This window comes from Chrysiogenia bacterium, from assembly GCA_020434085.1.
Lineage (GTDB): Bacteria > JAGRBM01 > JAGRBM01 > JAGRBM01 > JAGRBM01 > JAGRBM01.
Genome location: JAGRBM010000081.1, coordinates 1 through 16,573, shown reverse-complemented (window position 1 = coordinate 16,573; position 16,573 = coordinate 1). Strand labels below are relative to the sequence as shown.

Here is a 16,573-nt window from a genome sequence, read left to right as displayed (position 1 = left end):
ATGCCTCGCGCTTTGCAATGATGAACCTGGGCGACGAAACGCCCACGGCGCTGCCGCCATCGGACAAACTCAGCACAGTCGAGAAGTGGATTCTCTTCCGGCTCGAAAAGGCCATCGGCGAGACCACCAATGCGCTGGATTCCTACGAGTTCGACCGCGCGGCCAGCACGCTCTATCAGTTCACCTGGCAGATTTTCTGCGACTGGTATCTGGAGCTCGCCAAACCGGATCTGAATGGGGAGCACGGCGAGGAACGCCGCGATCATGCCCGCGCGGTGCTGAGCTTCGTGCTGCAGAACATGCTGCGCATGCTCCACCCCATGGTCCCCTTCGTCACCGAAGAAATCGCCCAGAAGCTCGGCGCGGCCGAGGGTTACCTCATGCGCCAGAGCTGGCCGAGCGCGCAGGACGTTCCGAGTTTCCCCCACGAGGCCGAGGCATTCGACAAGGTCGTCGATGCCATCGCCGCCGTGCGCAGCGTGCGCGGCGAGCTCGGCGTAAAGCCCTCCAGCCACGTGGAGCTGCACTGGAATGATGCGGTCAGCGAGAAGCTCTCGCCCTACTCCGAACACTTCGTGCGACTGGCGAAGGTCTCGACCATCAGCGCCGCCGAGTCCCGCCCCGCCAGCGCGGCGGCCGTGGCCGAGCCCTTCGAGTTCTTCATCACCTTCCCCGATGGCATCGACGTTGAGGCCGAGCGCGCGCGCGTTGGCAAGGCCCGCACCAAGAACGAGAAGGAAATCGGCCGGCTCGAAGGCAAGCTCTCCAACGAGAACTTCCGCGCCCGCGCCCCCGAAGAGGAAGTCGAAAAGCAGGAAGGCATCCTCGAAGGGCTCAAGGAAGAGCGGGCCAGGCTTGACGCCGCATGGAAGACGCTGGAGGGTATGAAGTAACTCCCTCCCCCCCGCTCGGTGCAACGCGCCGGGCTGAGGGGGTGCAACCAGTCTGCGCAACACAAAAAGGGCGGCCCTTCGGGTCGCCCTTTCGCTTCCACCCAACGGCAAGCGCCTATTCCATTTTGTCACCGGCGAGTCGGTGCCAGCGGCTTTCCAGAATGCGGCCGGTGCCGCGCTCGTAGACAACGACGCAGCCGTCCTCGACCGGGCCGCGCCCGCCGAGCAGGTCGACCTCGCAGGTCATGGAGTTTTCCGGGCAGCGCTCTTCAATGACGTAGCCGAGCACGGCCACGGCGCTCTCGATCTCGGGATACTGCCCGGCCCCCTCGCAGGCGGCCTTGAACTCTTCGGGGTCGCAGATCTTCACCTGGATGCACGGATCGACCGAGGCGGCGTTCTGCGTCTTGAGCCACCACGCCAGTGCCCACAGGCAGGCGATCAGCACAAGCATGATCAGAGTGAGCTTGCGCAGGACCGCGTCACGGCGGCCTGTCTGGCTTTGCGGGGCTTCGGATTCTGGGGTTTCCGGCTCTTCCATGGGGAATGCTCCGTCCTTGCCACCGGACGAGACCACGGCGGCAGGCGGCGCGAACATAGCACCTGATTTACGTCAGGCCAGCAGGGGCCGCCCCGTGCTACAAGACAGGCATGGACGAAGCACTCAAAGCGCGAATTGAGATTCTCGAAGAGCTCGACAAGAACGAAGGTGCCTGGGTCTCCGGCGCCGATCTGGCCCACCGGCTGGGCAGGTCCCGCACGGCGATCTCCAACCACGTGAGCGAACTGCGCTCGCTGGGCTACGACATCGAGAGCCAGAGTTCCAAGGGATACCGCCTCGAATTCATTCCCGACACGATCCACCCGGTGGAGATCTGGCGCTGCCTGGGCGAAGACGACGGCCGCCCGGAATTTCCCGCCGAGATCCACTATTTCGAGGAGACCGACTCCACCAGCACGCAGGCCGCGAAAATGGCCGAGGCCGGCGCGCCCCACGGCACGCTGGTCATTGCCGAGACCCAGACCGCCGGGCGCGGGCGGCTAGGACGCACCTGGGTGAGCAAGCCCGGCGAGGGCCTCTACTTCTCCATCATCCTGCGGCCCGAGCTGGAGATTCATCGCATCCCGCAACTCACCCTGCTCGCGGCGGTCGTGCTGGCCCGCACCTTCGAGGAAGTCTGCGGCGTCCGCCCCCAGATCAAGTGGCCCAACGACATCCTGATTCACGAAAAGAAGTGCTGCGGCATTCTCACCGAGATGGCCGGGGACGCCGACCGCGCCCGCTGGGTAATCCTGGGCATCGGCATCAACGTCAGCGGGACCGAGTTCCCGCCCGAGATCGCCGAGATCGCGACGAGCCTCAAGCTCTCCCTGCCCGAGCCCCCGCCCCACCGGGCAGTGCTGCTCGCCCACCTCATCGACGAGCTCGAACGGGCGCTCATCGACTACGAGGCCCAGGGCCTCGAATGGGTCCGCAAGGGCTGGGAGGAATACGCCGGCATCCGTGGCAAGCGTGTGCGCGTTTCGGCGCCCGGCGGCGAAAAACGCGAGGGCATCGCCCGGGGCCTCGACAAGGACGGCGCCCTGCTGCTGGAGACCGATTCCGGCCAGACCGAGCGCATCATCGCCGGTGACGTAACGCTGTTATAATTCGCGCGAATCCGTCTTTTCCCTCGCCAGAGCGGGGGCAAAGGCGCTATCTTCCCCCGCGGCGCCCAAGGCACCAATCGCGCGGTTCCGCGCGGCCAGGGCGACCCCATTCACAGGAAGACTCCCATGCTGCTCGTAGTGGATGTGGGCAATACCCACACGGTTTTCGGACTCTATGACGGAGAAGAGCTCGCCGGGCACTGGCGCATCGCCACCGATGCCAAGCGCACCACCGATGAGACCGGCATCCTGCTCCGTGAGATGTTCAGCTTCAACAAGATCGACGTGAGCGCCATCAAGGGCGCGATCATTTCCTGCGTTGTCCCGCCGCTGCTGCACACGGTCACCCGCATGTGCGAGCGCTATTTTGACTTCAAGCCCGTGGTCATCGAGCCGGGAATCAAGACCGGCCTGCCCATTCTCTACCAGAACCCGCGCGAAGTGGGCGCCGATCGCATCGTGAACGCCGTGGCCGCCTTCCAGGCCGAAAAGCGCGCCTGCATCGTGGTGGACCTGGGGACGGCGACGACCTTCGACTACGTCACGCCCAAGGGCGAGTATTTCGGCGGCATCATCGCCCCGGGCATCCAGATTTCCGTGGAGGCCCTCTTTCAGCGGGCCAGCAAGCTCCCGCGCGTGGAGATCGCCAAGCCGCCGCAGGTCATCGGCCGCAACACCGTGGCCGCTATGCAGTCGGGCATCTACTACGGCTACGTGGGCCTCATTGACGGCGTGGTGCGCAGTATGATCGACGAGGCAGGCACCGAGCCGGCAGTCATCGCCACCGGCGGCCTGGCCAACCTGATTGCGGCCGATTCCGAAACCATCGAGCGGGTCGAACCCTTCCTCACACTGCAGGGCCTGAAGATTCTGTGGGAGCTCAACCACGACGACGACGAATAAAGGGGCCGGGGGCGCGGGCACCTGTCGCTTGACAAGAAACGCGGACCCGTAATACTCTAAAATCGTTGAAGTTTCCGGCAGTCAGATTGGCCGACCTTTGAGGCCGCTCCTGACTCGCACGACTGGGCGCGCTGGTGGGGCGACCGGTCGAGGTGAGGCTGAACCAAATTGGCCGGTGGGACACAGCCCCATCCGCTACGCAAGGCAAGCACATGGCCGACGAACCATTTGAAGAAGCATCGCTGGACGATTTCTTTCAGCCGCCCACGGATGACGATTTCGCCAAGCCCACTCCGGCATCGGACCTCGCATCCCAGGACGCGGGTCCCAATCCGTTGCCCATTCCGGTAGACGACGAGGACGATTTCAACGCCGTCACCTCGGACGCGCCCTTCGCCGCTTCCGATCCGCTTGAATCGCCCGGTGGCGGCGGATTCCCGCCGCCCATGGACGATGCCGGCGGCGTCGACGATTTCGCATCGACCCTCGGTCAGGACCCCTCGCAGATGCCGCCCCAGGTCGAAGACCTGCCGATTACCGATCAGGTCGAGCGGCGCGGCGGCGACAAGAAGAAAGTCATCATCATTGCAGGCGCCGCCATTGCAGTGCTGCTGCTGCTCGGCGTGGGTGCCATGTTCATCCTCGGCGGCGACGAGGCCCCCGAGCCCGAGCCCATGATCAGCGCCGAAGACATCATGCCCGATGAGCCCGCGGCCATTCCCTCGACCCCGCCGCCGGCGCCGGACCTCAAGGTCGAGCGTCTGGGCGATCTCGACCAGTCACCGACGACCAAGCACTTCGCGGGCAGCAAGCTCTACGACACGGCCAGCGGCGGCCTCTCCGACGACGGCCGAACCAAGCTCGGCAGCCTCTCGGCGCCGCTTTCCCTGTATGTAGGCACCTTTGTCGTTCCCAAGAACATGGAAGCGGCCAAGGAGCGCGTCCGCAAGGCGGGGCTCAAGCCCATCGTGCGTGAGACGCGCTCGAGCGTGAAGATGCACCGCCTGCACGTGGGCAATTACGACAGTTCCAGCAGCGCCAAGAGCGTTTATCGCAAGCTGATTCGCGCGGGCTTCGATGCCTTTATCATCAAGTCCGGACCGGGCAACTACGCGGTCTACGCGGGCTCGTTCTTTACCGAGTCCAAGGGGCGCGAGTATGCCGACCGGCTGGCCAATTCCGACAGCGGTTTCATCGGTGAACTCACCGATGCCCGCGTGGAACTGCCCAACTGGACGGTCTGGGCGGGCACCTATGACAATGCCGCCGCGGTGGAGAAGCCGCTGGTAAGCATTCTCGAATCGGGTGTGGAAGTAGACGTCGCCGCGGGCCGCTGAGGCCTGCCAGAACAGGGTTTATCGGGGTTTTCTCCCCCTCTCCAATTCAGACGCCTGAGCGTCTAGACTAGCGGCACTGATGGCCATGAACGTCCCTGCCGAACTGGAAAAATTTGTCTCCGAGAGCGTGCCCGCGCCAAAACGGCTGATGGCCGCGCGCGGGCTCGTTCCGCTTCCGCCGGACCAGATGGTGCTGGTGTACTATTTCCTTGCCCAGGCCCCGGAAGAGGATGTCTCCAGCACCGCCCGCAAGTCGATCGCCGACCTCCCGGGCAATCTTGTAAGGCCTGCGCTTCAAAAGCTCTCCGACGAGGCAATCCTGGCCTTTTACGCGGAGGTTCGCACCGACGACGACACCCGTGAGGCCATTGCGCGCCATCCGGCTACGTCGGTTGAAACCCTGATGGGCATTGCCGCCCAGGGGGGCCGCCACGTCCAGGCCGCAATCATTGAGAACCAGCGCCGCATGCTCGACGCGCCGGAAATCACCAGCGCGCTGCTCACCAACCCCAGGCTGGAAGCCGATCTGCGCGCCCGCGTGATCGAGTTCCGCACCAACTTCCTGGGGATGCAGACAGAAGCCCCTGCTGCAGCCGAAGATGTCGAGATCGATGAGGAAATCGAAATCGACGAATCGATGGAGCTCATCGAAGCCGATGACATCGGCATGGCCGAGGCCGGCGACTTCGAAGACGAAGACGACTTCCCCGATGAGCTCATCAACGATTTCCCCGAGGAAGAAGACCACAAGAAGTCACAGAACCTGCAGGCGATGATCGGAGGCATGAAGACCTCCGAGAAGGTCAAGCTGGCCGCGCTGGGCAACAAGGCCGCGCGCGCCTACCTGATCCTCGATTCCAACCGCGTGGTCTGCATGGCGGTGCTCAAGAGCCCGAAGCTCCAGGACCCGGAGATCGAGGATTTCGTCAAGAATCGCAACGTGGACAAGCAGGTCCTTCGCCAGATCGCATCGACAAAGAAGTGGATCAAGGACTACGCCATCAAGAAGCATCTCGCAGAGAACCCTTCTTCGCCGCCCGATGTCGCGATGAAGATGCTCAACTTCCTCAATCCCAAGGACCAGAAAGAGCTCTCGAAGAACAAGAACGTCTCCAATGCCGTGCGAACGGCTGCCAAGCGCATCATCACCACCCGTGAAGAGATAGAGCGGCGCAAAAAAGAGAAGAAGTAGCCCCGGCAGCCATGGCACAAATCAACGCAGCAGCAAAAGAGATCAACGCAAAGATCGTCTATTACGGCCCGGGGCGCTCGGGCAAGACGACGAACATCCAGTACGTCCATGCCAAGCTCAAGCACGAGCACAAGGGCGAGCTGATGACGCTCTCGACCGAGCAGGACCGCACCCTGTTCTTCGACTTCCTGCCGGTGGATCTGGGCGAGGTTCGCGGCTTGCGCACACGCTTCCACCTCTACACGGTACCCGGCCAGATCTTCTACAACTCCACGCGCAAGCTGGTGCTCAAGAACGCGGACGGCATCGTGTTTGTCGCCGACTCCGAGGCGAAATATCTCAACGAGAACATCGAGTCCTTCAAGAACCTGATCGAGAACCTCAAGGTTCACGGCCGCGATCCCAAGAAGATCCCGATCCTCATCCAGTACAACAAGCGCGATCGCGAGGGCGCGATGACGCTCGAAGAGCTCAACCGCGCGGTGAACACATTGGGCCTGCCCACGATCGAGGCCGTGGCCTCCCGGGGGCAGGGCGTGCTGCAGACGCTGACCATGATCACCAAAATGGTCATGCGGGAGCTGAGCGCAGGCGCCATCCCCGGCGGCAACCAGCCCATGTTCACCGGTCCCAGGTCGAGCGCATCGGTGGCGGCGCCCCCGATGCCGCCGCCCGCTTCGCCGGCGTCGGCTCCGGTGCCGGTCGATGACGAGACGACCATCGACGAGCCCCTTGACCCGCTGCCCCCAATGGAACCGGCGCCTTCGCTCGAATCCTCGATCAACGACGACGAAGAGGAAGACGCGCTGGCCGGCCTTGGGCCCGACCCGACTTCAATCCCTGCCCCTTCGACCGAACAGGAGGCCGCCCCGGCCCAGTCCGACGAAGAGAGTTTCGAGGTCGAAATCGACGTCTCGGACTCGTTTGGAGAGGCTCCGGCCGCCGAGGCGCCCGCGCACGAAGCAGGCGAAACCGATGAAGCCCCGAAAAGGCTGGAGATGGTGGCCCTCAATGCGGTAGAAAGGAGGGGAGAGCTTGAAGTCATCCTCGAAGTGCAGTTGCGTGATCCCGAAACGGGTCAGCTCTACTTGGCACCTCTTCAGCTCACCCTCGGAGGAGCCTACACCCCGAAATGACCGCACTTGACACGAACGAGCTTCCCTGGGGTCAGATTCTGGCGATCTCGGTGGTGGCGTTCGTCGCAGTCAAGCTTCTCACCCGCACCGGCTGGATCAATGTCATCCTCCTGCCCGTCCTCGGCCCGCTGGCCATGACCAAGCTCATGATCTTCTCCGCCCTGGGGCGCACCAAGCCCTACTGGGAAAAGCTCTCCCAGAGCGAGGAAGTCAGCAACATCCTCATCATCAATGGGAAGACGCAACGGCCCGAAGCGGGCGTTACCGACCCGGTCACCAATCAAAAGGAGCGCAAGGAACTCAGCAAGATCCTTGAGCGCTGGAATGATGGTCACCGCTGGTTCGAAAGCTCCATCCAGCTCGCCACCCGCGACAACGAGATCATCGGCTTCTGCCGGCTCTTCACCATCCCCAAGGCCCTGGGAATCGGCGCCGACCGGCGTGTCTACCGCGACATCGAACGGGTTGTGGGCTTCATGAAGGACAGCTCGCGCGAGCTGGGCATCTCGTGGAGCGTGACCAACACCATGGGCCTGACCGGCAATGTGGAAGACGGTGAGAGCGACGCCGAGCTCGTCGAGTCCATGGCCATTCTCGCCCGCTCGGTCTTCTGGCGCCCGGTCAAAGCCAAGCAGAAGTCCCCCGACTCCCTCGACTAGCCAACCATTTTCGTCACGCTGAGCGGGCAGTGAATCCACGAGCCGTTCATCGTCATTTCCATTTCCATTACGTCGGCCGCCACGGCGTCCTCGATGTTCTCGGGCCAGGAAAGATTGCACCACACTTCGTTCTTGTTCATCAGCGTGGGCAGGAACGTGCCGACCACGTCCTCGGTAAAGGCCACCAGCCGGATGGCCGCCGGCTTGTCCACTTTTTTGCGAATCTGCTCAGCCATCTGGCGGGCGTCGCGCTCGGAGGCCAGCAGCACGTAGATCCGCGAGCCCGGGTAGCGCTTGGTGAGCTTGTTGAGCTTGTGGATGGAAACCTTTCCGCACTCGACCCACAGATGGACCGTCCCGTCGTAGCCCTGCAGGACGAGGTCGGGCTCGAAGAGATCGTCGATCTTCTTCTCGATGGCAAGGCGCTCGTGATAGAAGACGCACCAGCCCAGAAATTTGAGCACGACGTGTTCGAGCGTCTCGTACTCGATCTGCCCGATGACGATCTTCCCCTGCATCTTCGGCTGGTAGTTGTGCTGGAGTTCGACCTGGAATGTGAAAGTTGCGCTCGATGCCACGGGGCCAAGCCTAGCCGCGCGTGCCGGCCCGCGCCAGCAGACGCCATGACGACGGTCATTGACCCGCGCCGCGGAATCGGGTTCCATGAAGGGCGCCGGCACAACAAGCAGCCGAGCCCGGTTTCCAAGGCGGGTCCCGTGATGGAGTTCAAACAGATTCTCATCCCCATCGATTTCTCCGCGTGCAGCAAGCGCGCCATCGACGCAGGCATCGCCATGGCCCGCCAGTTCGGTGCGGAGGTGCACCTGCTCCACATCGTCGAGCCCGCCGCCGCAGCGCCGCTTGCACTGGCCGGCGTGCTGCCCCAGGGCGAGATGGTCGAGCGCCTGGAAGAAAACGCCCGCGAGCTCATCCGCAAGCTGGTCGACGAATACGGCAAGGACGTAAAAGTCGATGGCCTCGTCGCCGCGGGCTCGCCCCCGCTGGAAATCGCGCGCTTTGCCAAGCGCAACAACATCGACCTGATCGTCACCGCCACCCACGGCCGCACCGGCATCGGCCACGTCCTCATGGGCTCGGTCGCCGAGCGCCTGGTGCGTCACGCCCCCTGCCCGGTCATGGTCGTACCGTCGAAGGAAAGCAGCGAGGACTAGGCTCAGCCTTCGCCGTCGGGCTCGCGTTCGATGAGCAGCCGCGCGCTGCGACGGTAGGTGAAATAGGCGCCGATCCACTCGAACATCACCACAAACCGGTTTCGAAAACCGATCAGGAAAAAGATGTGGACCACCAGCCACATCAGCCAGGCAAACAGGCCGTAGAGTTGTATGCCGGCAAAACTCGCCACCGCCGCCTTCCGGCCGACGGTGGCCATCATTCCCTTGTCCAGATAGTGGAACTCCCGCGTGGGCTCGCCCCGGGTCCGGCGCAGGATATTGGCTGCCGCGTGGCGGCCCTCCTGAATGGCGGCGGGTGCCAGCGCGGGAACGGCTTCGCCTGCGCTCTCGACGTAGGCCAGATCTCCCGCGACGAAGACCTCCGGGTGAGCGGGCAGTGAGAGGTCACTCTCCACCACCACCAGTCCGCGCGCCGAGAGCGGCGTCTCCAGCAACCTCGCCAGGGGCGAGGGGGCGACTCCCGCGGCCCAGAGCACGGTGCGCGCGTGAATCTTCTCCTCGCCGATGCGCGCGCCGCCCGCATCGATGTCCGTCACCATCGCCCCGGCTCGCACTTCGACGCCCATCCCCTGGAGCTGCGAGAGAGCACGCGCCGAAAGCTGTTCGGGGAACATGGGCAAAATGCGCGCTCCCCCTTCGAGCAGGATGATCCGCGTGCTGCGTGGATCGAAGCCGCGAAACTCGTGCTGCAGCGTGAGCCGCGCCAGCTCGGAGATGGCCCCTGCGAGCTCCACGCCGGTGGGGCCGCCACCGATCACCACGAAAGTCAGCAGTCGCTCGCGCTCGGCCGGATCCTCCTCGAGCTCGGCACGCTCGAAGGCCTGCAGGATCCTCGTGCGGATCCGGAGCGCATCCTGGATACTCTTGAGTCCCGGCGCGTTTGCGCGCCAGTGGTCGTGGCCGAAATAAAAATCGGTAGCCCCGGCGGCGACGAGCAGGTAGTCGTAATCGAGTTCGCCGCCCTCCCAGCGAACCTTGCGCGCGGCCAGATCGATGCCACCGACATCGGCCAGCAGCACGCGCGCGTTCCTTTGCCGGCCCAGCACGCGGCGGATGGGTTCGGCAATGTCGATGGCCGAGAGCCCCGCCGTGGCGACCTGGTAGAGAAGCGGCTGGAACAGGTGATGATTGCGGCGGTCGAGCAGCGTCACCCGCACCGGCGCGCCCGAGAGCGCCCGCGCCGCGTTGAGCCCGGCAAATCCGCCCCCGATGATCACGACATGTGGCTGCTCGCTCATGGTTTTTCCTCCGCTACGCGCAGGGTATTTCGCCGGAACCGGCGTGGGAAGCCCGGTGCCGCGCGGGTTACATCGGTGAATGGCTGGTTGCTCGTCTCCGTGTTTTTCTCTCTCCAATCTCGTTTACAGTTTCCAAATATTTTTTTCTTGCCCCAAGAGCGCGTCACGGCGGCGGTCGTGAACGCAGCTCCGCCCTGCTCCCCCTCCGGGGGAGCTGCCGCCGCAGGCGGCTGAGGGGGTCGCGGCAGGACGATCGGATTTCTTTTGCGCAGCTCCCGGCACCCCCTCAGTCCCCTTCGGGGACAGCTCCCCCGCAGGGGGAGCAGGGATGGTTGGCTTTCCGTAGCCCACCCTCTCCGCCAGCGCGCGGCTCCGCGACAGGATCCACCTGGCAGCCTGGAGCTGCAACGCAATCGTCGGCCCCTCAAGGAGCGTAGCGAAGATCGTCGCAGTCGGAAGCCACTTCCAGTAGCGCTCGAAGGGATCGCTCTCGTCGTCACCGGCCAGCAGGTCGGCAAGCGCCTCGCGCTTTGTGAGTTCATCTACCTGCGCCACCGCCACCCGCACCACGTCGGCGAAGAGTGCACTCGCAACGGCCCATTCCTTCTTGCTGGCCCCGCGCTTCGAGGGCGCCGCGCCGGTGTGTGTTTCCAGCGCCCCGGCCGCCATCACGCGGAGATTCGGGTCGCGGGCCTCGCGAAGGATCTGCGCGAGCATCGCCAGCGCAATCGCACGCATCACCGCCCACGCGGGATTGCGCATGAGCGGACCGCGGGTTTGCGCGAAGTCTTCGAGGAGGTCTCTGGCGAGTGCGCGGGTGTTCATGTGTTCCTTCCCTGCTCCCCCTCCCGGGGGAGCTGTCCGGCCCGGTCGGACTGAGGGGGTCGTGCAGACGGCGATCAGCGCTGCGGCGTGCAGCCTCGACCACCCCCTCAGTCACCTTCGGTGACAGCTCCCCCGAGGGGGGAGCAGGGGCGGTCATTCCTCTTCTTCATTGTGGGAATTTCTTGCGGATGCGCAACCGCCCGTGACCCAAGATGACCCGCTTTGACCCGTAATGACCCAAGATGGACCGAGATGACCCGCACATTGTCACAAAAAAACGGGCCCCGAATGGGGCCCGTTTTTGGGCGAACGCGGTTCACTTGCCCGGGTAATATTTGCCCGGTTCTTTTCTCGGGTCGATGCGCTGGAAGTCTTCGAGGATGGCGAGGCGCAGGTCGTCCAGCAGGCGGCGGGCCTGGGGGTCGGGACGCTCGGTCAGCTCGGCCCATTCGCGCTCGATGACCCACTTCGCGACCGGGCTGATGATCTGGTAGGGCAATTCCAGCGAGAGCTCGCCGGCCATGCGGTGCTGGCCGTGGGCTTCCTCGAAGTCGATCAGGCTCATCACCCCGTCGCCGCCGTTGCCGCGCGCCATCAGGGTGAAGAAGGTCGTGAAGCGCTCCTCAAGCGTGCCGGGGATGATCATGTCGATGAACCAGGTGGGAAACAGGTTGTAGTAGGCGCCCGAGACCTTCACCGTGGGCGGCCGGTGGTAGCGCACGGCGAACTCCGCCTGGCGGGCGTCCACCGACCAGTCCTGCGGGCCGATATACTTGCAGTCGAGGGGGAAACCGCGGATGTCGAGATCCAGGCCGTAGAAGTCCACGTGGGCATTGATGCCCACGGTGTATTCGAGGTCGTTCACCTCCACCGGGCTGAGCACCCTGCCCGTCGGGCTTCCCAGACCGTCGGTCACGGCGATGCCGCCGTCCTTGAGCAACATCTTTACCCAGAAGCTGCGCGTGGCCGCGTTGTAGCCGAGCTGCAGGAACTCGCCACCGTCTTTGGTGCGAAAGGCGCCCGACCAGGTCACGCGCTCGAAGAAGAACTTCAGCTCGATGTAGGTCTTGGGGTAGATCCGCGAGAAGGCCTCTGTGTCCATGTGCAGGTTGAGATTGAACCAGGTCGCGTCACCGAAGGTCTCCGTGGGCGGGAAGGTCACGACGTCGTCGACCACCGCGAATTCACGCAGCAGCCTGGCGGTCTTGGGGAAGCTGGCCATCCACTGGCCGTAGGCCTCGCGGTCGCCTTCGTCCACGTTGGGGCCCAGGGCGTCGCCTGGGATCTTCACCTTCGCGGCCCACTTCTCGGCGCGAATGCGGCTTTGCGCCATCTGGTAGTTGAACACGGCCCAGCTATCGAGCAGCTCGCGAAAGAGCAGCGGCCCCAGGTCCAGCCGCGCGTGCGAGCGCATCTTGATGCTCTCGGGAATGAAGCGGTTGCGCGAGAAGGAAATCTCTCCGGCCAGGTTCCCCATCTGGGGCGGCGGCGCGGGGTAGAGTTCCACGTCGCCGAGCTGGATCTCGTATTCCGGCTTCTTCCACGTGCCCACGATGCGCATGGCCCGCTCGCCGGTGGGCTTGGTGAAGAAGTAGGGATGGTTCTCCATCACCTCGTCCAGGTCGAGCTTGATGAATGCGTTGCGCAGGTCGATGAGCGCCTTTGTCTGCTCGGGATTGCGGTCGAGGGCCAGGCGCATCTCGCGGACCAGCGAAATGAGCTCCTCGATCTCGTCAAAGGCGCGGTCGGTGGGGTCGCCCGGCGCTTCGGAGCCGAAGGGCAGAATGGTGCGCCAGTAGCCCAGGCGCTCGGGAAAGCGCGCCAGTTCCTGTGGCATGGTGCGCCGCGCGAGCGCCCCGGCCGCAGGCAGGCACAGCGCCAGAGCGCACGCCAGCAGCGAGACGCGAAGACCCGAGGGCCGCCGCGCCCTGCCGGGCCTGCGTTGGAAGCGTTTGCTCACCTGCGTGGGTCGATCTTCTCAAAGTCCTTGCGCAGGGCGATCCGGAGATCGTCGATGAGGCGCAAGCTTTCCTCGCTGGAGGGGCTGCCGATGTCGTCCCACTCGCGCTGGATGAATTCACGCGCGATGGGGCTGATGGCCTTGTAGGGGACTTCCACGGTGAGGTCGCCGCGAAGCCGGTGATAGCCCTGGGATTCCATGAACTCCAGGTCGAGCACGGCGCCGGCGCGGTCGTTGCCCTCCACCATACCGGCGAAGAAGTCCTCGGCATCGCCGATCATGGTGCCGAAGCTCAGGAAGTTCACCATCCCCGCAGGGAAGATGTAGAACAGCGCGCCCTCGGCGTGAATTTCGGGCGCCTTGCGGAACTGCAACCGGAACTTCGAGAGGCGCTTGTCGGCGTCCCAGTCGCTGGCCGCGCGGTACGTGCACTCGATGGGCAGGTTGTCGATGTAGAAACGGAGTCCAAGGAAGTGGGCGACCACATTTGTTTGCGCAACATAGGAAAGCGACTTCACGCTGGCCGGGTTGACGGTCTCATCCGTCGGAACGCCGTCGGCGTCGGCGACGACCACGCCGCCATCGCGCAGCAGCATGTGGACGGCGAGCAGGTGATTTTCGTTGCTGTAGGAAATCCGCGCGAGCGAGCCGCCCGATTCCGTGCGCAGCACCGTATTGAAGCTCACCTTTTCGAGCAGCAGGGCCAGTTCGCCCAGGGTCTCGGGATAGAACTCCTCGAACTTCTCCATGTCGAGCTTGAGCGTCCAGTTCAGCTCCGTGACGTCTTCACCGTTGACGGCCTTGGCCAGGTCGACGACGTCCTCAACGGTCATGAACTTCGAAACGACGTCGATGACGTTGGGAATGCTGGCGTAGATCTGCGAGAGGACCTCGATGTCGTCCTCATCCAGGCCCGGGCCCATGCCCACGCCCGAAAGGGAGACTTTCTTGTTCCACTCCTCGGTGAAGATGCGGTTGCGGTCCATCTGGGTCTGCAGAACCTGCCAGCTCTCGAGCATTTCGCGGTAGAGCATGGTGCCCATGTCGAAGTGACCGTTGGTGTTGAGCAGCACGGCGTCTTCGTTGGTGGCGCTGTATTTGACCGAGAACTCCGCCGCCAGGTTGCCCATGCGAACCGGGCGCTGCTGGTTGAAGGGCAGGTTCCCGATGAACAGGTCGTACTGGTCGCGGTCGTTCCACAGGCCCTCGACGCGGATGGCACGCTCGCCGGTGCGCTTGTTGAAAAACAGCGGGTGGTCGCGCTCAAAGAAGTCCTCGAAGTCCAGGCGGATGAGGTCGTCGCGCACCTCGATCAGCTCGGCGAATTTCTCGCTCTGGCGGTCGACGGCCTCGCGCATGGCATCGGTCATGTGCAGGAAGCCGCCGATCTCCTCAAAGGCGCGCGGGGCGGGCTCGGTCCCTGCTTCGGAACCGTAGGGAAGCCCCATGCGCCAGAAGGCCAGTTCAGGGTGCTTGCGCACGATCTGATCGGGCGCGAGCCGAACCGGGGAAACGGCCGCTCCCAGGACAAGGGCGGCCAGGCTGCTCAATACGACAGTGATGGCTGGTTTCAAGGTTGTGCGTTTCATCTCGGGGCCAATCTTTACTCATTTCGGGGGGCGGGGTCGAGAGCCACGCAAGACTTTGAAATCAGGGCAAAAACGACCCAGGGCCAGCCGTACCTGACTGAGTTGTCGGTTAGTAGACGAGGCGCGCCGTGGCCCCTAAAGTAGCGCAACCCGGGCAGGGATTCCGTGGCGCCGGTCACACTCCGCGCCCCCTGCCGGGGCAATAATCAGGGCCGCTGCAACAATCCCGCGTTCGCCGGAACCGGGCAATTCAACGGCAGCACGGACATCCATGCAACGCATCCTCGACAAGCTGGCGACCCTCTCGATTCGCCGTCCGGGCCTCATCTGGCTTGCGGCGTTGATCCTCACCGCGGCGCTCACCCCGGGCATCTTCCAGCTCAAGATCAACAATGACTACGCCGAGATGCTGCCCGAGAGCAGCCCCGCCATGCAGCGGCTGCACGAGCTGAGCGAGAGAATCGACGGCCTGGGCGAGTTCATCGTCGTCATCGAGGGCGCGCCCATCGAGAAGATGGCCGACTTCGCCTCGCGCCTGATCGCGCCGCTCGAGGCCGATCCGCTCATCCGCCAGGCCCGCTACCGCACCAAAACCGACTACTTCGAGAAGCGCAAGTTCCTCTACATGCCCACCGAGGACCTCGATGAATTCGTCGAGGCCATGGAGCGCAAGCTCAAGGAAGAAAAGCTCAAGCGCAGCGCCTTCTTCGTCGACCTCGGCGTAGAGAGCAAGGCCGACAAGACCCTCGACGAGATCAAGGACAAACACGCCGTCGATGAGTGGTTCAGCTACTTCGCCGACACCAAGCGCGAAAAGCTGCTGGTGCTGGTGGCCCCCCGCGCCTTCCCCGACGATGTGGAGGCCGCGCGTCACGTGCGCGCGCTGGTCGGTCACACGGTGGCCGACACCCTCGCCGCGGGTGATTTCGGCGACATCAAGCTCAGCTACGGCGGCCCCTACATGGGGCTTCTGCATGAGAACGACATCCTCGATGGCGACGTGCAGGCCGGCGGCATTCTCACCGGCGTGCTCATCGTCCTGATGATCCTTCTGGTCTACAGATCCTTCTGGGCGGTACTGGCATTGCTGGCGCCGCTGGCGCTGACGGTCCACTGGGTCTTCGCCCTTGCGAGCCTGAGCATCCCCAAGGGTCTCAACTCCATGAGCGCCTTCCTGGGAATGATCCTCTTCGGACTGGGCATCGATTTCTGTATCCACCTGGTCAACCGCTACGGCGAGGAACGCTGCCAGGGTAAGGACGTGGAAGAGGCGATCCGGCTGACTGTGGTGGAGACCGGGCACTCGTGCATCTATGCCTCGCTCACTTCGGCGGCGGCGTTCTTCCTTCTCATGGCCGCACATTTTCGCGGCTACACCCAGTTCGGCATCCTTGCCGGCGCGGGCATCCTGATCGCCTGCTTCGGCATCCTGCTGATGATGCCGGCCCTGCTCATGCTGATGGAACGCCGCGGAATCGCAGGCTTTGCAATGAGCGAGGCGAGCGCCGCGCCCATCTACCGCAAGCTCGCCCTCTTCCCCATCCGCCATCGCAAGCCGATGCTGGCCGCAGTCGCGGTGCTCACCCTGGGTTCGGTCTGGATGGCGCGCCATACAAAGGTCGATTTCGACGTATCGAAATACCGGCCCACCAGCGGCACCATCGACCGCGTCGACGTGATCTCCCAGGATGTGCTCAACATCAACTCTGCTCCGGCGGTCTACAGCGTCGAGACGCGCGAGCAGGTCGACGACCTCATCGATGCCATCGAAAAGGCCGACGCGACGCTTCCCAAGCAGGTGGTGCTCCAGACCCGCTCGGTGGCGGACCTGCTGCCAGAGGACGAGGCGCACAAAATCGACCTGCTCAAACGCCTGGACCGCAAGCTCAAGCGGGAGCAGAACCTCACCGACGACGAAGCCGACCGCCAGGACATCATCGACCTGCGCGAAGAGATGGACATGCCGCCGGTCGACCCCAATGCCCTGCCCACGGAACT

The 16,573-nt window shown here is 64.0% G+C and carries 15 protein-coding genes; 9 read left to right on the top strand and 6 right to left on the bottom strand.

Annotated features, from left to right (window positions below; translation table 11 throughout):
* On the top strand, window positions 1-893 hold an 893-nt coding region (locus KDH09_02820; protein MCB0218601.1), incomplete at its 5' end, for a class I tRNA ligase family protein.
* A gap of 115 nt (window positions 894-1,008) precedes the next feature.
* Here the strand turns inward: KDH09_02820 and KDH09_02815 are convergent.
* Window positions 1,009-1,434: a hypothetical protein gene (locus KDH09_02815; GenBank protein MCB0218600.1), complete on the bottom strand. Its 426-nt coding sequence runs from the start codon at window positions 1,432-1,434 to the stop codon at window positions 1,009-1,011.
* A gap of 110 nt (window positions 1,435-1,544) precedes the next feature.
* Between KDH09_02815 and KDH09_02810 the strand changes: the two genes are divergently transcribed.
* From KDH09_02810 to KDH09_02785, 6 genes are all read left to right on the top strand, one after another.
* Window positions 1,545-2,543, top strand: coding sequence for a biotin--[acetyl-CoA-carboxylase] ligase (locus KDH09_02810; GenBank protein MCB0218599.1), 999 nt, complete (start codon window positions 1,545-1,547; stop codon window positions 2,541-2,543).
* A gap of 126 nt (window positions 2,544-2,669) precedes the next feature.
* Window positions 2,670-3,446: a type III pantothenate kinase gene (locus KDH09_02805; GenBank protein MCB0218598.1), complete on the top strand. Its 777-nt coding sequence runs from the start codon at window positions 2,670-2,672 to the stop codon at window positions 3,444-3,446.
* 212 nt (window positions 3,447-3,658) lie between these two features.
* Window positions 3,659-4,783: an SPOR domain-containing protein gene (locus KDH09_02800; protein MCB0218597.1), complete on the top strand. Its 1,125-nt coding sequence runs from the start codon at window positions 3,659-3,661 to the stop codon at window positions 4,781-4,783.
* Between the two features lie 79 nt (window positions 4,784-4,862).
* A complete protein-coding gene (locus KDH09_02795) occupies window positions 4,863-5,975 on the top strand; it encodes a hypothetical protein (GenBank protein ID MCB0218596.1) in 1,113 nt (370 codons plus the stop codon).
* A gap of 11 nt (window positions 5,976-5,986) precedes the next feature.
* Complete coding sequence (locus KDH09_02790) at window positions 5,987-7,111, top strand: GTPase domain-containing protein (protein MCB0218595.1); 1,125 nt, start codon at window positions 5,987-5,989, stop codon at window positions 7,109-7,111.
* Window positions 7,108-7,770: a hypothetical protein gene (locus KDH09_02785; GenBank protein MCB0218594.1), complete on the top strand. Its 663-nt coding sequence runs from the start codon at window positions 7,108-7,110 to the stop codon at window positions 7,768-7,770. Before KDH09_02790 ends, KDH09_02785 begins: the two co-directional genes overlap by 4 nt.
* Here the strand turns inward: KDH09_02785 and KDH09_02780 are convergent.
* A complete protein-coding gene (locus tag KDH09_02780; protein MCB0218593.1) occupies window positions 7,767-8,348 on the bottom strand; it encodes a YaeQ family protein in 582 nt (193 codons plus the stop codon). The two genes, KDH09_02785 and KDH09_02780, sit on opposite strands and share 4 nt — an antisense overlap.
* 45 nt (window positions 8,349-8,393) lie before the next feature.
* Between KDH09_02780 and KDH09_02775 the strand changes: the two genes are divergently transcribed.
* Window positions 8,394-8,942, top strand: a complete 549-nt coding sequence (locus KDH09_02775) for a universal stress protein (GenBank protein MCB0218592.1) — start codon at window positions 8,394-8,396, stop codon at window positions 8,940-8,942.
* A 2-nt stretch (window positions 8,943-8,944) separates the two neighbouring features.
* Here KDH09_02775 and KDH09_02770 read toward each other — a convergent pair whose 3' ends face one another.
* From KDH09_02770 to KDH09_02755, 4 genes are all read right to left on the bottom strand, one after another.
* Entirely contained in the window at window positions 8,945-10,201 is a 1,257-nt protein-coding gene (locus KDH09_02770; GenBank protein MCB0218591.1) for an NAD(P)/FAD-dependent oxidoreductase, read from the bottom strand.
* 123 nt (window positions 10,202-10,324) lie between these two features.
* Entirely contained in the window at window positions 10,325-11,026 is a 702-nt protein-coding gene (locus KDH09_02765) for a hypothetical protein (GenBank protein MCB0218590.1), read from the bottom strand.
* Between the two features lie 316 nt (window positions 11,027-11,342).
* Entirely contained in the window at window positions 11,343-12,986 is a 1,644-nt protein-coding gene (locus KDH09_02760) for a hypothetical protein (protein ID MCB0218589.1), read from the bottom strand.
* Window positions 12,983-14,575, bottom strand: coding sequence for a hypothetical protein (locus tag KDH09_02755; protein MCB0218588.1), 1,593 nt, complete (start codon window positions 14,573-14,575; stop codon window positions 12,983-12,985). The genes KDH09_02760 and KDH09_02755 overlap by 4 nt, the downstream gene beginning before the upstream one ends.
* A 271-nt stretch (window positions 14,576-14,846) precedes the next feature.
* On the opposite strand from KDH09_02755, the gene KDH09_02750 reads away from it, so the two are divergent.
* Window positions 14,847-16,573, top strand: a 1,727-nt coding sequence (locus KDH09_02750) for an MMPL family transporter (protein MCB0218587.1), incomplete at its 3' end; no start/stop codon positions are given.